The sequence below is a fragment of the Providencia sp. PROV004 genome, from assembly GCF_011045615.1.
In the GTDB taxonomy this organism is placed as follows: Bacteria; Pseudomonadota; Gammaproteobacteria; order Enterobacterales; family Enterobacteriaceae; genus Providencia; species Providencia rettgeri.
Window position 1 is genome coordinate 36,739 of sequence record NZ_CP042859.1, and the last position, 18,297, is coordinate 55,035.

18 protein-coding genes are annotated in these 18,297 nt (G+C 41.9%); 4 read left to right on the top strand and 14 right to left on the bottom strand.

What is annotated here, in order from left to right; genetic code table 11:
* Positions 1 to 12: 12 nt before the first annotated feature.
* The 12 genes from atpD to asnC all read right to left on the bottom strand — a co-directional run bounded on the left by atpD (position 13) and on the right by asnC (position 10,977).
* Positions 13 to 1,395 (bottom strand): F0F1 ATP synthase subunit beta, encoded by a 1,383-nt coding sequence (atpD, locus tag FVA69_RS00130; RefSeq protein ID WP_004906293.1) that lies wholly within the window; start codon positions 1,393 to 1,395, stop codon positions 13 to 15.
* A gap of 34 nt (positions 1,396 to 1,429) precedes the next feature.
* On the bottom strand, positions 1,430 to 2,293 hold the full coding sequence (atpG, locus tag FVA69_RS00135; protein WP_110731519.1) for a F0F1 ATP synthase subunit gamma: 864 nt from the start codon (positions 2,291 to 2,293) through the stop codon (positions 1,430 to 1,432).
* A gap of 51 nt (positions 2,294 to 2,344) precedes the next feature.
* Positions 2,345 to 3,886, bottom strand: a complete 1,542-nt coding sequence (gene atpA, locus FVA69_RS00140) for a F0F1 ATP synthase subunit alpha (protein WP_004906297.1) — start codon at positions 3,884 to 3,886, stop codon at positions 2,345 to 2,347.
* 14 nt (positions 3,887 to 3,900) lie between these two features.
* A complete protein-coding gene (gene atpH, locus FVA69_RS00145; RefSeq protein WP_004906300.1) occupies positions 3,901 to 4,434 on the bottom strand; it encodes a F0F1 ATP synthase subunit delta in 534 nt (177 codons plus the stop codon).
* Positions 4,435 to 4,446: 12 nt separating this feature from the next.
* On the bottom strand, positions 4,447 to 4,917 hold the full coding sequence (atpF, locus tag FVA69_RS00150) for a F0F1 ATP synthase subunit B (protein WP_004906301.1): 471 nt from the start codon (positions 4,915 to 4,917) through the stop codon (positions 4,447 to 4,449).
* A 58-nt stretch (positions 4,918 to 4,975) separates the two neighbouring features.
* Positions 4,976 to 5,215 carry a F0F1 ATP synthase subunit C gene (gene atpE / locus FVA69_RS00155; protein ID WP_004093904.1) on the bottom strand — a complete coding sequence of 80 codons (240 nt, stop codon included), beginning with the start codon at positions 5,213 to 5,215 and terminating at the stop codon, positions 4,976 to 4,978.
* Positions 5,216 to 5,263: 48 nt separating this feature from the next.
* A complete protein-coding gene (gene atpB / locus FVA69_RS00160) occupies positions 5,264 to 6,082 on the bottom strand; it encodes a F0F1 ATP synthase subunit A (RefSeq protein ID WP_004906738.1) in 819 nt (272 codons plus the stop codon).
* A 33-nt stretch (positions 6,083 to 6,115) separates the two neighbouring features.
* Positions 6,116 to 6,493: a F0F1 ATP synthase subunit I gene (atpI, locus tag FVA69_RS00165; RefSeq protein ID WP_004906317.1), complete on the bottom strand. Its 378-nt coding sequence runs from the start codon at positions 6,491 to 6,493 to the stop codon at positions 6,116 to 6,118.
* Positions 6,494 to 7,094: 601 nt separating this feature from the next.
* The gene (gene rsmG, locus FVA69_RS00170) at positions 7,095 to 7,715 is read right to left on the bottom strand and encodes a 16S rRNA (guanine(527)-N(7))-methyltransferase RsmG (protein WP_004906735.1); all 621 of its coding nucleotides are present in this window, start codon (positions 7,713 to 7,715) and stop codon (positions 7,095 to 7,097) included.
* Position 7,716: 1 nt separating this feature from the next.
* Complete coding sequence (gene mnmG / locus FVA69_RS00175) at positions 7,717 to 9,606, bottom strand: tRNA uridine-5-carboxymethylaminomethyl(34) synthesis enzyme MnmG (RefSeq protein ID WP_117162961.1); 1,890 nt, start codon at positions 9,604 to 9,606, stop codon at positions 7,717 to 7,719.
* A 377-nt stretch (positions 9,607 to 9,983) separates the two neighbouring features.
* Positions 9,984 to 10,424 carry an FMN-binding protein MioC gene (gene mioC, locus FVA69_RS00180; RefSeq protein WP_109912554.1) on the bottom strand — a complete coding sequence of 147 codons (441 nt, stop codon included), beginning with the start codon at positions 10,422 to 10,424 and terminating at the stop codon, positions 9,984 to 9,986.
* A gap of 91 nt (positions 10,425 to 10,515) precedes the next feature.
* Positions 10,516 to 10,977, bottom strand: coding sequence for a transcriptional regulator AsnC (gene asnC / locus FVA69_RS00185; protein ID WP_004906728.1), 462 nt, complete (start codon positions 10,975 to 10,977; stop codon positions 10,516 to 10,518).
* Between the two features lie 161 nt (positions 10,978 to 11,138).
* Between asnC and asnA the strand changes: the two genes are divergently transcribed.
* A complete protein-coding gene (asnA, locus tag FVA69_RS00190) occupies positions 11,139 to 12,131 on the top strand; it encodes an aspartate--ammonia ligase (RefSeq protein WP_004906722.1) in 993 nt (330 codons plus the stop codon).
* Here the strand turns inward: asnA and viaA are convergent, their stop codons facing one another.
* Together viaA and ravA are read right to left on the bottom strand one after the other, a co-directional pair.
* Complete coding sequence (gene viaA / locus FVA69_RS00195) at positions 12,132 to 13,589, bottom strand: ATPase RavA stimulator ViaA (protein ID WP_164528230.1); 1,458 nt, start codon at positions 13,587 to 13,589, stop codon at positions 12,132 to 12,134.
* Positions 13,590 to 13,591: 2 nt separating this feature from the next.
* The gene (gene ravA, locus FVA69_RS00200) at positions 13,592 to 15,109 is read right to left on the bottom strand and encodes an ATPase RavA (protein WP_123382685.1); all 1,518 of its coding nucleotides are present in this window, start codon (positions 15,107 to 15,109) and stop codon (positions 13,592 to 13,594) included.
* 282 nt (positions 15,110 to 15,391) lie between these two features.
* Between ravA and rbsD the strand changes: the two genes are divergently transcribed.
* From rbsD to rbsC, 3 genes are read left to right on the top strand one after another with little or no spacing between them, the layout of a single operon-like run.
* On the top strand, positions 15,392 to 15,811 hold the full coding sequence (gene rbsD / locus FVA69_RS00205; protein WP_004906713.1) for a D-ribose pyranase: 420 nt from the start codon (positions 15,392 to 15,394) through the stop codon (positions 15,809 to 15,811).
* A gap of 7 nt (positions 15,812 to 15,818) precedes the next feature.
* Entirely contained in the window at positions 15,819 to 17,333 is a 1,515-nt protein-coding gene (gene rbsA, locus FVA69_RS00210; RefSeq protein WP_109912557.1) for a ribose ABC transporter ATP-binding protein RbsA, read from the top strand.
* Positions 17,330 to 18,292, top strand: a complete 963-nt coding sequence (rbsC, locus tag FVA69_RS00215; protein WP_004906340.1) for a ribose ABC transporter permease — start codon at positions 17,330 to 17,332, stop codon at positions 18,290 to 18,292. Before rbsA ends, rbsC begins: the two co-directional genes overlap by 4 nt.
* The last annotated feature ends 5 nt before the right edge of the window (positions 18,293 to 18,297 follow it).

Genomic DNA, 18,297 nt, shown 5'->3' on the forward strand with positions numbered 1-18,297 from the left:
CTGTCAGCTGGATTAAAGCTTTTTCGCTTTTTCCACAGCTTCTTCAATGGTACCAACCATATAGAACGCTTGTTCTGGCAGGTGGTCGTAATCACCGTTCAGGATCCCACTGAAGCCACGGATAGTGTCTTTCAGAGAAACGAACTTACCTGGTGAACCGGTAAATACTTCAGCAACGAAGAATGGTTGAGACAGGAAGCGCTGGATCTTACGAGCACGAGCAACAACCAGTTTGTCTTCTTCAGACAGTTCATCCATACCCAGAATTGCAATGATATCTTTCAGTTCTTGGTAACGTTGCAGAATAGACTGAACGCCACGAGCAACATCATAGTGCTCTTGACCAACAACCAGTGGGTCAAGCTGACGGCTAGTAGAATCCAGAGGGTCAACCGCAGGGTAAATACCCAGTGATGCGATTTGACGGCTCAGAACAACTGTCGCGTCTAAGTGAGCAAAGGTAGTTGCTGGTGATGGGTCAGTTAAGTCATCCGCAGGAACGTAAACCGCTTGAACGGAAGTGATAGAACCCGTTTGAGTTGAGGTAATACGTTCTTGCAGAACACCCATCTCTTCCGCCAGCGTTGGCTGATAACCTACCGCTGAAGGCATACGACCTAACAGTGCTGATACTTCAGTACCTGCCAGTGTATAACGATAGATGTTGTCAACGAACAGCAGTACGTCACGACCTTCGTCACGGAATTTTTCAGCCATAGTCAGACCAGTCAACGCAACGCGTAGACGGTTTCCTGGTGGCTCATTCATCTGGCCATAAACCAGTGATACTTTATCCAGAACGTTTGAGTCGGTCATTTCATGATAGAAGTCGTTCCCTTCACGAGTACGCTCACCAACACCTGCGAATACTGAGTAACCTGAGTGCTCAATCGCGATGTTACGGATCAGTTCCATCATGTTTACTGTTTTACCAACACCCGCACCACCGAACAGACCAACTTTACCACCTTTAGCGAATGGACAGATTAAGTCCATTACTTTGATACCGGTTTCCAGCAGTTCTGTTGAGTTAGCTAATTCTTCATAGCTAGGTGCAGCACGGTGAATTGACCAGCGCTCTTCTTCGCCGATATCACCTTTCATATCAATAGGTTGACCCAGAACGTTCATGATACGTCCTAAAGTTGCTTTACCTACTGGTACTTCAATTGGGTGCTCTAAGTTTACAACTTCTAAACCACGGCTCAGGCCATCTGATGTACCCATTGCGATACAACGGACAACACCACCGCCTAACTGTTGCTGAACTTCCAGCACCAGTTTTTCTTTACCGTTAACAACCTCAAGAGCGTCGTACACTTTTGGTACGTCATCTTGAGGGAACTCGACGTCCACAACGGCGCCGATTACCTGGATAATCTTTCCAGTAGCCATCTTGAATCCTCTACGTAATTCGTAAACCTAGCTGTTAAACCGCGGAAGCACCCGAAACAATTTCGGTAAGCTCCTGAGTAATGCTGGCCTGACGAGCTTTGTTGTAAACCAACTGCAACTCTTTGATCAGGTTTCCACCATTATCAGTAGCGGCTTTCATCGCTACCATTCGTGCGGCCTGCTCACTAGCCAGGTTTTCAACGACGCCCTGATAAACCTGCGACTCGATATAACGACGTAGCAGGGTATCCAGCAACGCCTTAGGATCGGGTTCGTAAATGTAATCCCAAGACTTCTTCTTCAGTGTTTCATCATCGCTTGCAGGCAATGGTAACAATTGAAGAATAGTTGGCTCCTGAGACATTGTATTGATGAACTTATTCGTCACCACATACAGTTTATCCAAACGCCCTTCATCATAGGCTTGTAGCATTGTGTTAACTGGACCAATCAAGTCCGAAAGCGTTGGGTTATCCCCCATTCCGGTAACTTGAGTCACGACATTGCCGCCCACAGAACCGAAGAATGATACCGCTTTAGAACCGATTAAAGCCAAATCAACCTGAACGTTTTTCTCAGACCATGACTTCATATCTGCTAATAGTTTTTTGAACAGGTTAATGTTCAAGCCACCACACAGACCGCGGTCTGTTGAAACAACCAGATACCCGACACGCTTAACTTCACGCTCTTCGAGATATGGATGTTTATATTCCAGATTACCTAACGCTAGGTGACCAATCACACTGCGCATGGTTTCTGCATAAGGACGGCTGGCCGCCATGCGTTCCTGCGTTTTACGCATTTTGGACGCAGCGACCATTTCCATCGCTTTAGTGATCTTTTGTGTATTTTGTACACTTCCGATCTTGGAACGTATCTCTTTTGCGCCGGCCATTTCTGCTTCTCCTTATTAACCAGACGGCCCTAGGAACTGGGCCGAATAGTATTACCAGGACTGAGTTGCTTTAAATGATTCGAGCAGTTTTTTCAACTTGCCTTCGATATCATCGTTATAGCTACCAGCCGGGCCAATTTCGTTCATAAGGTCAGCATGCTCGCGCTGTGCAAAAGAAACTAAAGCAGCTTCAAACGCACCAATTTTCGCTAACTCAACATCATCCAAGAACCCACGTTCTGCCGCGAACAGAGACAGTGCCTGCTCTGCTACTGACATTGGTGCGTACTGTTTCTGTTTCAGCAGTTCAGTTACTTTCTGACCATGACTTAACTGTTTACGAGTCGCGTCATCGAGGTCGGAAGCAAACTGAGCAAACGCTGCCAGTTCACGATACTGAGCAAGTGCGGTACGGATACCACCAGACAGTTTCTTGATAATTTTAGTCTGAGCAGCACCACCAACACGAGATACTGAAATACCTGGGTTAACCGCTGGACGAATACCAGAGTTAAACAGGTTAGATTCCAGGAAGATCTGACCATCTGTAATCGAAATTACGTTTGTTGGTACGAATGCAGAAACGTCACCAGCTTGGGTTTCAATGATAGGCAGAGCTGTCAATGAACCTGTTTTGCCTTTAACTTCGCCTTTAGTAAAGTTTTCTACGTATTCAGCGTTAACGCGAGCAGCACGCTCAAGTAAACGTGAGTGCAGATAGAAAACGTCACCTGGGTAAGCTTCACGTCCTGGTGGACGACGCAGCAACAGTGAGATTTGACGGTATGCAACAGCCTGTTTAGACAGGTCATCGTATACGATCAGTGCATCTTCACCGCGGTCACGGAAATATTCACCCATCGCGCAACCAGCATATGGCGCTAAGTATTGCAGAGCAGCTGATTCAGATGCTGTAGCAACAACAACGATAGTGTTTTGCAGTGCGCCGTGTTCTTCCAATTTACGAACTACGTTAGAAACGGTAGACGCTTTCTGGCCGATAGCCACGTACACACATTTGATGCCTGAGTCGCGTTGGTTGATGATTGCATCGATAGCCAAAGCAGTTTTACCTGTTTGACGGTCACCGATAACAAGCTCACGCTGACCACGACCGATTGGGATCATGGCATCGACTGATTTATAACCAGTTTGAACTGGTTGATCAACGGATTGACGGTCGATAACACCTGGCGCAATAACTTCTACAGGAGAGAAGCCATCGTTATCAACAGGACCTTTACCATCAATTGGTTGACCCAGTGTATTCACAACACGTCCTAGCAGGCCACGGCCTACTGGAACTTCAAGAATACGACCAGTACATTTAACTTTCATGCCTTCTGCCAAGTCGGCATAAGGACCCATAACGACCGCACCAACAGAGTCACGCTCTAAGTTCAGTGCGATAGCGTAACGGTTGCCAGGCAGCGCGATCATTTCACCCTGCATGACTTCGGCTAAACCGTGAATACGAATAATACCGTCATTAACGGATACAATCGTACCTTCATTGTGAGCTTCACTCACAACATCGAACTGAGCAATACGCTGTTTGATCAGTTCGCTGATTTCGGTGGAATTCAGTTGCATATGCTCCAGTCCCCTTAAGACTGCAAGACGTCAGTTAAACGCTCTAAGCGACCGCGGATACTCCCGTCAATAACGAGGTCTCCAGCACGAATGATCACTCCAGCAATAACAGACTTATCAATTTTGCAATTCAGCTTAACTTTGCGTGACAGACGTTTTTCCATCGCTGCAGAAATTTTAGCTGACTGCTGTTCACTCAGTTCGTTAGCAGAAATCACATCAACTTCAATGGTTGATTCCAGAGAATCGCGCAATTGGATAAACTGCGTCAACACTTCTGGCAGCGTCGTTAAACGCCCGTTATCTGCCATAACACGAATCAGATTCTGAACATGCTCGTCAATTTCATCTCCACAAACAGAGATAAACGTTTTAGCTAATGTTTCTGGTGCAATAGAACCAGAAAGCAGCTCCCCAACCTGTTCATTGCGCGTCACCTCAGCGGTGAAGGCTAGCATTTCCTGCCATTTAGCAACAGCTTGGTTTTCCACAGCAAAGTCAAAAGCTGCTTTGGCGTAGGGGCGAGCTACAGTAGCAATTTCAGACATGCCCCTCCCTCCTTACAGTTCAGCGACTAGTTTATCAACGATGTCGCTGTTAGCAGCTTCATCCACGGAACGTTCGATGATCTTCTCGGCACCTGCGATAGCAAGCATCGCAACCTGTTTACGTAACTCTTCACGTGCACGTTTACGCTCAGCATCAATTTCAGCTTGCGCTTGTGCGACGATTTTTGCACGTTCTGCTTCCGCTTCTGCTTTTGCTTCATCAATCATTTGAACGCGTTGTTTATTCGCTTGTTCAATGATGACTTGAGCTTCAGCTTTCGCTTTTTTCAGTCGGTCGGTTGCGTCGGTTTGCGCCAGTTCCAGGTTCTTTTTAGCACGTTCTGCGGAAGATAAACCATCAGCAATTTCTTTCTGACGCTTTTCAATGGCCGCCATAATCGGTGGCCATACATACTTCATACAGAACCAAACAAACAGGACAAACGCGATAGCCTGGCCGAGGATTGTTGCATTTAGATTCACAGACAATACCTCATATTCATTAGTGAATTAATGTTCTTACAGTGTTCCGTAACGTTAATTAGGCAACAGCGAACATTACATACAAGCCCAGACCAACAGCAATCATCGGAATAGCATCGACCAGACCCATTACGATAAAGAACTGTGTACGCAGCAGAGGAATTAAATCTGGCTGACGAGCAGCACCTTCTAAAAATTTACCACCTAGGATGCCGATACCGATCGCAGCACCGATCGCCGCTAAGCCCATCATCACAGCGGCAGCCATGTACAGCAGATCCATACTCAGGTTTTCCATGACAGTCTCCAGTTTGTTTCAGTTAATACAATTATTGATAAAATTAAATTAGTGTTCTTCAGATGCCATCGACAGATAGACAACCGTCAGAACCATAAAAATAAAGGCTTGTAGCGTAATAATCAGTATGTGGAAGATAGCCCAAGGTAGGCTTAACAACCACTGTGACCACCACGGTAGCAGAGCCGCGATAAGAATAAAGATCAATTCACCTGCATACATGTTACCAAACAGTCGCAGACCGAGTGATACAGGTTTTGACAGCAGGCTTACCCCTTCAAGAATCAAGTTGACTGGAATGAAGACAGGATGGTTAAAAGGCTGCATTGTGAGCTCTTTTGTAAATCCGCCAATTCCTTTCATTTTGATGCTGTAGAAGAGGATTAGGATAAACACACCAATAGCCATCGATAATGTGACACTAACATCTGCGGTTGGCACTGCACGTAATGCAGGTAACCCGAGATAATGCTCAGCAATATACGGAAGGAAATCAATTGGGAGTAAATCCATTAGGTTCATTAAGAATACCCAGACGAACACCGTTAATGCTAAAGGAGCAATAACTTTGCTCTTGCCGTGATACATATCACGGACTGAGTTATCAACGAAACCAATGATCAGTTCTATTGCAGTCTGTAACTTACCGGGTACGCCACTAGTCGCATTAACTGCAACTCTTCTAAATAGCCACAGGAACAGAGCCCCGAGAACTACCGAGAAAAAAAGCGAGTCAATGTTCAACGTCCAAAATGTTGGACTAGCGTGGGGATCGACCAACTTAAAGGTACTCAGGTCCAACTGAAGGTTTCTCAGATGGTGGCCTATGTAATCCTCTGTAGTCATCACTTCTCCTGATGCAGACATGATGCCTCTTACCCTTTTGTAGTTTAAAAATACTTACCGTTTAAAAACGGCTGGTGCAACAATCTGAACAATTAGCACCGCTAAATAGGTCAAACCCAGTGGTGTTAATGACGCTTTGAACACACCGAAAGCAACAACTAAGACAGCGATAGTTGTAACAACCTTTAGCCCTGCTCCTAATGCTAAGAACCAGGCAATGCGGACAGGTTCATCCTCTCCTTTTGCTTTCTGAAATTGTGCTAGCAGCATAAATACGATATTTGGTAACCAGCATGCTAACCCACCAGCAAGAGCAGAGGCCCCCCATTCTATACTATTTGCACAGAAAGCCCCACTGAGGATCACTAAAGTTATAAACTGAACAGACAACTGCTTTGCAGCGTGTTTGTTGTCATAAAGGGATACAGACATAACTTTTTGTTTACTCCCAGCTCTTCTCAGCCTCAGAAACGCTAAGTGTTGTATAAAACTGCCTTTGCGTAAATGTGTCAAGAGACAAAAACGTGCAAATTATACGGGCAGGCGAAATGAATTCAATCAGTAAGTAGCGAAAAGGTGAATAAATATTTAATTTTTTCGAGTTGGCGCAGAATTGTCGCTGTAATAATTAATAAATAGTTAATGAATTGCTGCATATATTCACATTAATGTGATAAATATCACATTTAGCTTTATTCTCTTTATTTATTCTTTCAACTTTACTGACAACAAAAAATAGATTTAATCTGTAAATCAAACAATTAAAGAAGTAGATTTTTAAGTTAAATTTAAAAGTGATAAATCAAATATTTCACTATTAACTATTTATCTAGCTAAATCGATTAAGTCAAAATTGCCAATTTCCCTATATTTTTTCTTTCAACACCTTACTTTTGAAACTTATTCGTTATTTCTATGTAAATAACACGTGAAATATAAATATTTACTCTCTAGCTAAAAACAAGAATAGCCGGTGCTTTGTAACACACCGACTATCGCTCTAAAAGACAAAATATTTTGACAGAAAGCAACTTTATTTTATAGAAACTTTAACCAAATGCCGCTGTTCATCAAGTTCAGGCACTTCAAGCTCTGTGATAGATTCAATCACAAAACCTTCTGGTAGCGCCATTTCATCATCACGAATGACACCTTTAAGTGCATAAAAACGACCGCCAGATGAAGGTAAATGATGGCACCAACTCAGCATATCGTTCAGTGAAGCAAATGCGCGGCTAATCACCCCATCAAAACCATTTTCAATTGGGTACTCTTCAACACGCGATTGAACAGGTTCGATATTCGTTAGCCCTAGTTCATGTTGAACCTGTTTTAAAAAGCGTATCCGCTTCCCTAAGCTGTCCAATAAAACAAAATGGGAATCAGGCCGAACAATAGCTAAAGGAACGCCAGGTAAGCCTGGCCCCGTTCCTACATCAATAAATTTTGTTCCGTTGAGTTGACCGTTCACCACTATGCTGTCCATGATATGACGGATCAACATCTGTTGTGGGTCACGTACTGAAGTCAGGTTATAGGCTTTGTTCCATTTAGCTAATAACCCAACATAGTCAACTAACTGCTGTTTTTGCTTTTCCGTTAAGTCAATATCGGTTTTTGCTAACAATTGATTAAGTTTCGATAATAAATCCATGTTAAGCACTCCGGCGTAGCATGCCTTGTTTTTTCAGCCAAACAAGTAAGATAGAGATTGCTGCAGGCGTAATCCCTGAAATTCGTGATGCTTGACCAATAGATGTCGGTTTATGGTCGTTCAGTTTCGCCATCACTTCGTTCGACAACCCTTTTACTTGTTTGTAATCGAGGTCAACAGGCAACAAGGTATTTTCATTACGTAGTTGTCTTTCGATTTCTTCTTTTTGGCGAGCGATATAACCTTCGTATTTAACTTGGATTTCCACTTGATCCGCAGCTTGAGGATCGTCAATACCTGGGGCAAACAGGTTAAGCGAGGTTAGCATTTGATACGTCATTTCTGGACGACGTAGTAAATCTTCCCCATTTGCTTCTTTCGATAATGGAACGGTTAAAATTCCATCTATCTCAGTATGGTTATCTGATTTAGGATGAACCCAAATATCTTTTAAGCGTTGACGTTCTTTTTCAATCAGTTCAACTTTTTTATTAAAGTGAGCCCAACGTACGTCATCAACTAAGCCTAACTCTCGGCCTTTTTCAGTGAGTCGCAAATCGGCATTGTCTTCACGAAGCATCAAACGGTATTCCGCACGTGAAGTAAACATACGGTAAGGTTCTTTTGTCCCTAAAGTACAAAGGTCGTCAACGAGAACACCGATATAAGCTTGGTCACGACGAGGGAACCAACCGTCTAAACCAAAGGCATGTTGTGCAGCATTAAGGCCCGCTAATAGCCCTTGAGCTCCGGCTTCTTCATAACCTGTTGTGCCGTTAATTTGGCCAGCAAAGAATAAACCATCAATAAATTTACTCTCAAGCGTTTGTTTTAGATCTCTAGGGTCAAAGAAATCATACTCGATAGCATAACCAGGACGAATGATCCGTGCATTTTCCATTCCTTTCATGGAATGAACAATTTGCATTTGAACATCAAATGGTAAGCTGGTGGATATCCCGTTAGGATAAATTTCATTGCTCGTTAAGCCTTCTGGCTCTAAAAAGATCTGATGTGAGTCTTTATCTGCAAAACGCATGACTTTATCTTCGATCGAAGGGCAATAACGTGGGCCGATCCCTTCAATAACCCCTGCATACATAGGGCTACGATCTAGGTTATTTCTGATCACATCATGGGTTTTTTCATTGGTATAGGTGATATGACAAGGCATCTGTTGTGGATGTTGATCTTGTGAACCTAAGAATGAAAAAACGGGCATTGGGTCATCACCTAGCTGTTGAGCTAACTGACTGAAATCAATAGTTCTTGCATCAATACGTGGTGGCGTTCCTGTTTTTAAACGATTAACACGTAAAGGCAATTCTCTCAAACGTTGAGAAAGTGAAATTGAAGGGGGATCCCCTGCACGACCGCCACTGTAATTTTCTAAACCAATATGAATTTTGCCATCAAGGAAAGTACCAACGGTTAATACCACGGCTTTGGCTTTAAATTTTAAGCCCATACGGGTAATTGCCCCTGTAACTCGATTGTTTTCAACAAGCAAGTCTTCTACGGGTTGTTGGAAAATCATTAAATTAGGCTGATTTTCTAAAGCCATTCTGACAGCTTGGCGATACAGAACACGGTCAGCTTGCGCTCGGGTTGCACGAACAGCTGGTCCTTTGCTGGCATTTAATGTTCTAAATTGAATACCCGCTTTGTCTGTAGCGATGGCCATTAGACCACCTAGGGCATCAATTTCTCTAACCAGATGTCCCTTACCGATCCCACCGATGGCTGGGTTGCAAGACATCTGGCCCAATGTATCAATATTGTGAGTCAGTAATAGGGTTTGACGCCCCATACGTGCAGCTGCCATTGCTGCTTCAGTACCGGCATGACCACCACCAATTACGATGACGTCAAATTGCTCTGGATAAAACATGTGTGGACCTTAAACGTTAGAAAATGCGGATTGTGCATTTGAGGAGAGAATTCTACTCAAGTTTGAGGAAGAGACCAAGCTTTAGGTTTCCCCCTTATATAATATAAAGATCTTTTTATTTAAAGATCTCTTTATTAGATCTTTTATTAGGATCACCGGTTTCTGTGGATAAGTGGATTTTCACTTTAAAGATCATAAAACTGTAAAGGATCATATACTGTGAATGATCCGTGATCCATTTGCGTATAAGCTGGGATCAAAATGGGTACTTATACACAGGCCTTGGGAGCCTAAAAACTTATACTCTGGATAACTACGGGTTAATACCGGGATCTTCCCTGAGTTATCCACAGTTGATTGCTGGTTTTTTAATCGGATTAGAGTTCGTTTGCCCAAATTTTAACCCATTCTCCTGCGGGATCTTCCGGTATTTCGTGTTGTTGGACATCAATTTCCAAACATTCACCGATCCTTTTAGCCCCTTGCTTGATTAATAACGCATCTATTTTGTGGATAGCACCACAGAAAGTGTCATATTCAGAGCTACCGATCCCAACAGAGCCAAATTGGACTTCGCTTAGATCAGGAGCGCTTTCTTCTATTGAATCAAAAAGAGGTTGAATATTTTCAGGCAGATCACCTGCACCATGTGTTGAGCTCACCACCAGCCATATGCCTTCAAGTGTTAAGTCATCAAGCTCTGGGCCATGTTGAATTTCAGTTTCATGACCGAGTTCTTCTAAAATCTCAGCCATGTGCTCAGCAACATACTCCGCACTGCCCATTGTACTGCCACTTATTAAGGTTACTTTTGTCATGGTGATTCTCTTTCACAATAATAGGGCGCTATTGTACGCTGTGAATGAGCTGGGATCTACCTGTGGATAATGTGGTTATATCATTTTTTTTCTACGGGTTGATTGTTCGTAAGATCGGGTTTTGTAAGGAGATCAGTGTTTCTGTGGATTGTATCTCATCAATGGTCTGAATTTTGTTGATAAGTACGTCTTGTAAAGAATCGATAGAACGGCACATGACTTTAATAAAAATGCTGTATTGCCCTGTTGTGTAGTACACCTCGACAACTTCTTCTAAGGCATCTAATTTTTTTAGTGCGGTTGGGTAATCTTTTGCACTTTTTAAAATAATGCCAATAAAGCAACAAACATCGAACCCTAATTGTTTTGGGTTTATATCAATACGTGTGCCTTTAATAATTCCTGCTTGCTTCATTTTTTCGACTCGGACATGAATTGTTCCGGGGCTAACTGCGAATTTTTTTGCTAATTCAGCATACGGTATGCGCGCATTTCCCATTAATTCGTGAAGTATGTCACGATCGAGATTATCGATTTGATAATTTTCCGGCATTATTTCACCTCTATTTTAACGATTCTTCATTTTTATACCTGTTTTTTTATTTAAAATAAACAGTAAAGGCTTTTTTTAATGATGGATATTGAATTTATACCTCATTTTGTTGCTTAATCTATACATCAGCTAACACAGCTAACAAATTATGGGAATAAATTATGGACAAGTCATTTATCGAACATCAGCAACAAATTAGTTTTGTGAAATCGTATTTCTCACGTTTACTTGAAAAAGAATTAGGGTTAATTGAAGTTCAAGGACCAATCCTAAGCCGTTTAGGGGATGGTACTCAAGACAACTTATCGGGCAGTGAAAAAGCCGTTCAAGTAAAAGTGAAATCAATTCCAGGTGCAACCTTTGAAGTGGTTCATTCTTTGGCTAAATGGAAACGTAAAACATTAGGACGTTTCGGTTTTAGTAAAGGCCAAGGTCTATACACGCATATGAAAGCGTTGCGTCCGGACGAGGATCGCTTAACCCCAATCCACTCCGTCTATGTTGATCAGTGGGATTGGGAAAAAGTGATGGCAGATGAGGAACGTACACTTCCTTATCTGAAGCAGACAGTGGGTAAAATCTATAAGGCAATAAAAGAAACAGAAGCTGCCGTAAGTAAAGAGTTTGGGTTGGCACCGTTCCTGCCAGACCAAATCCACTTTATTCACAGTGAAGAATTGTTACAGCGCTATCCTGATTTAGATGCGAAAGGGCGTGAACGCGCAATCGCGAAAGAATTAGGTGCAGTATTCTTAATTGGTATCGGTGGTAAGCTATCTAGTGGTGAATCACATGATGTTCGTGCGCCAGACTACGACGATTGGACAACAAAAAATGAAGACGGTTTTTGTGGTTTGAACGGCGACATCATTGTGTGGAACCCTGTTTTACAGGACGCATTTGAGCTTTCTTCAATGGGAATTCGCGTAAGTCCTGAGTGTTTGACCCGTCAATTAAAGTTAACTGACGATGAAAAACGTATGGAATTAGAGTGGCACCAAGCATTAGTGAAAGGTGAAATGCCGCAAACTATCGGTGGTGGTATTGGCCAATCACGCTTAGTTATGCTACTTCTCCAACGCCAACACATTGGCCAAGTGCAATGTGGTGTATGGGGTGCTGAAATGCAAGAATCCGTTGAAGGTATGCTGTAATTAGCGACTAAATCGGCGTAACAACCTGCTTTTTAACCCAGTATCAAAACGCCAAATATGGTCAAAGATTTTCATGATGCTGGGTTTCCCATAATTTGATACAGATACCGCATGGAAGCGGTATTTACCTTTCTTCTGCATGGCTTTTATTTTTTGAATCAACTCATCAGGTAAACGCTGAGCAACAAAATCAGAAATCACTACGGCATCTGCATCTATCCACTGCTTTGATTCCAATTTTACTGCTGTTTCTTGCAAACAAGCCGCAAGATCAGTCCCACCTTTAAATGTTTGATGTAAAAATCGAATACATTGCTCTAGGCCATCAATAGAAAGTAAATCGTAATGCACAATTTCTGTGGAAAATAACATCACATGACATGAGCGGTTATCCGCCAGCGCAGTTTTCATTAATGCGAGGCAAAAAGCCTTTGCACAGCGTTCATTTAAACCGCCCATCGAACCGGAAGTATCAATACATACAACAAATGGACCTCTCGGTTGTTCTTCATCATGGTGATGTGTTATTGGGCGAAGAACTTTCCTTTCTTGCCAGCTATCTCCTTGTAATCGATAAGTTAGAAGCTGTTTTTCAAGTAATTTTCGATAGAACTCAAATTCAATATCTTCAAGACCTAACATAGCGAGTTCTGCAGGTAATAACCGTAAAATATCGTCACTTTGATTTAAGCCATTAACTTGCTCAGGAACAGTTTCAGGCACTTTTTCCATGATAGTCATCGGTTCTAGCACCACGCTATCATCAGGGATTGCTTGTGCAGTTTGGCTACGGCCTAATAATTGTGCTATTTTTTCTAATTCAGGCTGCTGACGTAAAAATTCACTGTATCGGCTTAATAATTGGTCATTATAAGCGGAAGTCATGTTCACACCTTTGGTTAAATCCCACAACCGGCCTGCAGCACGTTCATTTTCACCTAAGATATCCTCTAAATTGCCACTTAGTGCTAATCGGCGCTGTAGTTCCGCCAGCAATTGTTCTTTTTCTTGTTCTAACATTTCTTTATGTAGAGTCGTCACTTGTAAAATTAAACTGACTCGCCATTTTTGTACAAACAGTGATTGCCTTGCACTGCGATTTTCTATTTTCCCGCTCTGTAACTGATGTGCTTCACGGTAAAAAGGAGAATCCAGTTGGTGAAGTTTTGCTATGACACTTGGTAATTGGATAAAAAAGGCGTCTGTCGATATGCCAAGAGATTGACGATAAAGTTCAAACTCTTCTGAAAGTTGAGCAGGAACAAGCGCATCTTGCATACGCTGTTTGAGATCTTTTTTCCAACCGGATAAATCTTTTAGTAACGCTTTTTTTAATCTAGGGTGTTTTTCAAAAAAGACCGCCAATTGAGGGGTTGCTAACAAAGAGATAATTATCTCCTCGATTAATTGACCTTCATTAACCGAAAGCAGCATTTCTAGTGTGGCTAAACTCATCATCGTTATTCAGCCACTTTACCCGTGATTTGGTTACGTAATTGGCTTAGTTTTTCCGTGAGTTTCATGAAGCTTTGTTCAATATCTGCAAGCCAGTGTGATTCAATAAATAAGTTGGGCTGCTGTTTTTCAAACTGATAGCGTGCGGCTTGAATTTCTCCTTGAATTTTATCTAGCTTGTCTAGCCATTCTTGATTATTTGTATTTGGCGTGAGTGATGAGGCTTTATCTTGAATATATAAAGTAGATGATTGATGACTTATATCTAATAACTGTATCTGGTTTAAATTATTCACCTCAGCGGCAATGTCTTGTGCAAAACCAATCCCATTTAGGTGAGCGGATAATGTCGTTCCTTTATTTAAAAACGTTATCAGGGATTTTTTATCAGTAGTTACAAAAGTCACTTTCATATTATGTAGTTGCAGTGGACGATGTAAAAATAGGGTAATTCGACCATCACTGATATTTTCGGGCAATACATATGACGCTTTACGAGCAAACATCGCATTGTTTTTATTGACTTTAAATGCATCTTGGTTGTTTTGGTCTTGGGTCGATGACATCCATTGCTGATAAGTCTGCTCTATTTCTCGAGTCAACTTTCGCTGCTGCCAGCCATCTTCTTGTAATAATGACTGTAATAGTTGTGGTAACGCATTCATAGATTGCATGTCATGCCAGAGGCAATCTTTTAATAACACAAGATCTAGAGGAGATACACTATTACGACCATTAAAGAAAGCACTTGCTTGTAATAAATAAACCGCTTTCTTCCAGCGCCTATCTGAAACATAAACCCGTTTGTCTGTTGCATCTAGTTGCTGACGTAATTGGTAAATTAATTCAAAACAGTGATCGGGTAGCGTAATTTTGGGTATTTCTTGTTGCCACTGTTGGTATTCTTCATCGCTGATTTTTAAATGTTCCGGCATTTGAGATTCATTCAGTGATGATTTTCCTGTTAATAGTGCGCGAAAATTTTGTTTTTCTTGCACTTTATCCAGCCAAATACGTACTAGCATTCTGTCGAATAGCGCTTCAAGGCTATTATCTGCATCAGGCAATTCATTGGATGCCGTTACTAATAACCGCATCGGGATAGATTTTTCTTCATCACCATTACGGAACTTGCGCTCATTTACCGCGGTTAATAAAGTATTTAAGATGGCAGGGCCTGCTTTCCATATCTCATCAAGGAATACGACTTCAGCGTCAGGTAAATAACCTTTAGTTAAACGTTCATATCGCCCTTCATCTTTTAACGCTTGTATTGAAAGAGGGCCAAAGATTTCTTCGGGTGTTGAAAATCGTGTCATTAAGTACTCAAAAGCATTCGCATGACGAAAAGCATATTTCATTCTTCGGGCAATTAAGCTTTTGGCAATACCCGGAGGGCCTAATAGAAATACGCTTTCGCCGCTTAATGTGGCTAATAAGCACAAACGAATAGCCTGCTGGCGTTCATATAAACCGCTTTCAAGGTAATTGCTTAGTTGGGCAATTCGTTCAGCAAGCTGCATTATTCATTCCTTTTATTAATAGAGGTGTTGATATCAAAACTATCAATTTCTTTTATTACATACTGCGACCTATTTTTCCATTTTTCTTTGACATGCCCCAATAAATAAGAAAAAACGATTCAGCTACAAGTGATTCAATAAGTTATTGTTTTTAAGTATTTCTAATGCGAACGAAACGTTTCGATATTGATCACAAATATCAACCATCAATATTGAGTTGTGACTTATCTTTACTATGATTACATGAGCGAAACGTTTCGCTTACTAGAATGGCGGTGAAAAATGAAAAAGGGTGTTTTACTTAATGCCAACGTTACCTCTGTAATTGCCAAGTTAGGTCATACGGACCAAATAACGCTTGCTGATGCAGGTTTGCCTATTTCTCAAGGAACGGAGCGTATTGATTTAGCCATTACTCAAGGCTTACCCGATTTCATGTCAGTTTTAAGTGTCATTACTCAAGAGATGCAAGTCGAAAAAGCCATTCTAGCTGAGGAAATCAGTACCATTAACCCACAAATGGAAGACGCTATTTTAGCTCACTTACAACAGTTAGAAGTCACCCAAAATAATACGATTGAAATTATTTATTGCAGCCATGAACGTTTTAAACAGCTGACTCATGACAGTAAAGCGGTGATCCGTACCGGAGAATGTTCACCGTTCGCTAACATTATTCTTTGTTCTGGTGTGACTTTCTGAGGTGATTATGCAACCTTTATTAGAACTTATCGGGATCGATAAATCATTTCCAGGGGTAAAGGCCCTCAGTGGTGCGACATTAAATGTCTACCCAGGAAAAGTCATGGCGCTGGTGGGGGAAAATGGGGCTGGCAAATCAACCATGATGAAAGTGCTGACGGGTATTTATAAAAAAGATGCTGGTCAAATCCGCTATTTAGGTAAAGAAGTCGCATTCAATGGCCCTAAAAGCTCCCAAGAAGCAGGAATAGGGATTATCCACCAAGAACTTAATTTAATACCTGAATTAACCATCGCAGAGAATATTTTTCTTGGTCGAGAGTATGTTAATGCGTTTGGCAAAATTGACTGGAAAAAAATGTTCAGTGAGTCTGACAAACTGCTTAAACGGCTTAACCTTGATTATGATAGCCATCAAACTATTGCGGAGCTTTCTATCGGCGAACAACAAATGGTGGAAATCGCTAAAGTCCTGAGCTTTCAATCACAAGTCATTATTATGGATGAACCCACAGATGCGCTAACCGACACAGAAACAGAATCCTTATTTAGAGTTATCGAAGACTTAAAAGCTCAAGGCTGCGGTATTGTTTATATTTCCCATCGTTTAAAAGAAATTTTTGAAATTTGCGACGATGTAACGGTGTTTCGCGATGGCCAGTTTATTGGTGAGAAACCCGTGAGTGAATTAGAAGAAGAAAAACTCATTGAAATGATGGTTGGTCGTAAACTTGAAGACCAGTATCCAAGAGTTGAGGTAGAAACCGGAAATATTAGGCTGCAACTTGAAGGCGTATCTGGGCCTGGTGTAACAAATGCCAACTTTACCCTGAGGAGCGGGGAAATTTTAGGTGTATCGGGTTTGATGGGCGCGGGGCGTACAGAGTTGATGAAAATCATCTACGGCGCGGCGACAAAAAAATCGGGCACGATAAAACTGGAAGGCAAACTCGTAACACTGAAAACACCACAAGACGGGCTGAATAATGGCATTGTTTATATTTCAGAAGACCGTAAACGTGATGGATTAGTATTAGGTATGTCAGTGAAAGAAAATATGTCATTGACAGCATTACGTTATTTCAGTCGTGCGGGAGGAAGCCTTAAGCATGGGGAAGAACAGCAAACCGTTAGCGATTTCATTCGGTTATTCAATATTAAAACCCCGTCAATGGACCAAATAATTGGCAATCTTTCAGGTGGTAATCAGCAAAAAGTGGCCATTGCGCGCGGCTTGATGACAAGACCAAAAGTACTGATCCTTGATGAACCAACTCGCGGTGTAGACGTTGGTGCTAAAAAAGAAATCTATCAATTAATTAACCAATTTAAAAAAGAAGGGCTGAGTATCATTTTAGTTTCTTCAGAAATGCCTGAAGTAATAGGAATGAGTGACCGCATTTTGGTGATGCACGAAGGTCATATCAGTGGTGAATTTTCAGCCAAAGACGCGACGCAGGAAGCCTTAATGGCAGCCGCCGTGGGTAAAAATTATGGCTCAGTTCAGGAGTTATCAGTATGAGTTCAACTACCGCATCATCAAAACGTTGGTTCAGCAAAGCATGGCTGATGGAGCAAAAATCATTAATCGCACTATTAGTTTTGATTGCCATCGTATCAACATTAAGCCCGAATTTTTTTACAGTTAATAACCTATTCAATATCCTACAACAAACCTCCGTTAATGCCATTATGGCCGTTGGAATGACATTAGTTATCTTAACGTCTGGAATTGACCTCTCTGTTGGGTCCTTATTAGCCTTAACGGGAGCAGTTGCAGCCTCAATGGTTGGGGCTGAAGTTAACGCATTAGTGGCTGTTGCGGGAGCACTAGCACTCGGTGCCGCTATCGGTGCATGTACAGGAGTGATTGTTGCAAAAGGAAAAGTCCAAGCTTTCATTGCGACTTTAGTCATGATGCTACTGCTGCGCGGTGTGACACGAGTTTACACAGACGGCAGCCCTATCAATACAGGATTTAGTGATAACGCAGACTTATTTGGTTGGTTTGGTATTGGCCGCCCATTTGGTATTCCTACCCCAGTCTGGTTAATGATCATCGTTTTTGCTGCGGCATGGTATATGTTGCACCATACTCGCCTTGGTCGTTACATCTACGCACTTGGTGGGAATGAAGCGGCTACCCGTCTTTCTGGTATTAATGTCGATCGCATTAAAATAGTGGTTTATGCCTTATGTGGACTGCTAGCGGCATTGGCGAGTGTCATTGAAGTTGCACGTTTATCATCAGCTCAGCCAATGGCAGGTAATGGGTATGAACTTGATGCTATCGCTGCGGTTGTACTTGGTGGTACCAGCCTTGCTGGTGGTAAGGGGCGTATCGTCGGAACATTGATTGGTGCGCTTATCCTTGGTTTCTTAAACAATGGATTAAACTTATTAGGTATTTCGTCAAACTACCAGATGATTGTTAAAGCTGTCGTCATCTTACTTGCTGTACTTGTTGATAATAAAAAGTAACCCTA

Bases quoted from the DNA above. Each gene is read 5' to 3' on its own strand.
- atpD (WP_004906293.1), bottom strand. From the start codon at position 1,395: ATGGCTACTGGAAAGATTATCCAGGTAATCGGCGCCGTTGTGGACGTC.
- atpG (WP_110731519.1), bottom strand. From the start codon at position 2,293: ATGGCCGGCGCAAAAGAGATACGTTCCAAGATCGGAAGTGTACAAAAT.
- atpA (WP_004906297.1), bottom strand. From the start codon at position 3,886: ATGCAACTGAATTCCACCGAAATCAGCGAACTGATCAAACAGCGTATT.
- atpH (WP_004906300.1), bottom strand. From the start codon at position 4,434: ATGTCTGAAATTGCTACTGTAGCTCGCCCCTACGCCAAAGCAGCTTTT.
- atpE (WP_004093904.1), bottom strand. From the start codon at position 5,215: ATGGAAAACCTGAGTATGGATCTGCTGTACATGGCTGCCGCTGTGATG.
- atpB (WP_004906738.1), bottom strand. From the start codon at position 6,082: ATGTCTGCATCAGGAGAAGTGATGACTACAGAGGATTACATAGGCCAC.
- atpI (WP_004906317.1), bottom strand. From the start codon at position 6,493: ATGTCTGTATCCCTTTATGACAACAAACACGCTGCAAAGCAGTTGTCT.
- rsmG (WP_004906735.1), bottom strand. From the start codon at position 7,715: ATGGATTTATTATCGAAACTTAATCAATTGTTAGCAAAAACCGATATT.
- mnmG (WP_117162961.1), bottom strand. From the start codon at position 9,606: ATGTTTTATCCAGAGCAATTTGACGTCATCGTAATTGGTGGTGGTCAT.
- mioC (WP_109912554.1), bottom strand. From the start codon at position 10,424: ATGACAAAAGTAACCTTAATAAGTGGCAGTACAATGGGCAGTGCGGAG.
- asnC (WP_004906728.1), bottom strand. From the start codon at position 10,977: ATGCCGGAAAATTATCAAATCGATAATCTCGATCGTGACATACTTCAC.
- asnA (WP_004906722.1), top strand. From the start codon at position 11,139: ATGGACAAGTCATTTATCGAACATCAGCAACAAATTAGTTTTGTGAAA.
- viaA (WP_164528230.1), bottom strand. From the start codon at position 13,589: ATGATGAGTTTAGCCACACTAGAAATGCTGCTTTCGGTTAATGAAGGT.
- ravA (WP_123382685.1), bottom strand. From the start codon at position 15,109: ATGCAGCTTGCTGAACGAATTGCCCAACTAAGCAATTACCTTGAAAGC.
- rbsD (WP_004906713.1), top strand. From the start codon at position 15,392: ATGAAAAAGGGTGTTTTACTTAATGCCAACGTTACCTCTGTAATTGCC.
- rbsA (WP_109912557.1), top strand. From the start codon at position 15,819: ATGCAACCTTTATTAGAACTTATCGGGATCGATAAATCATTTCCAGGG.
- rbsC (WP_004906340.1), top strand. From the start codon at position 17,330: ATGAGTTCAACTACCGCATCATCAAAACGTTGGTTCAGCAAAGCATGG.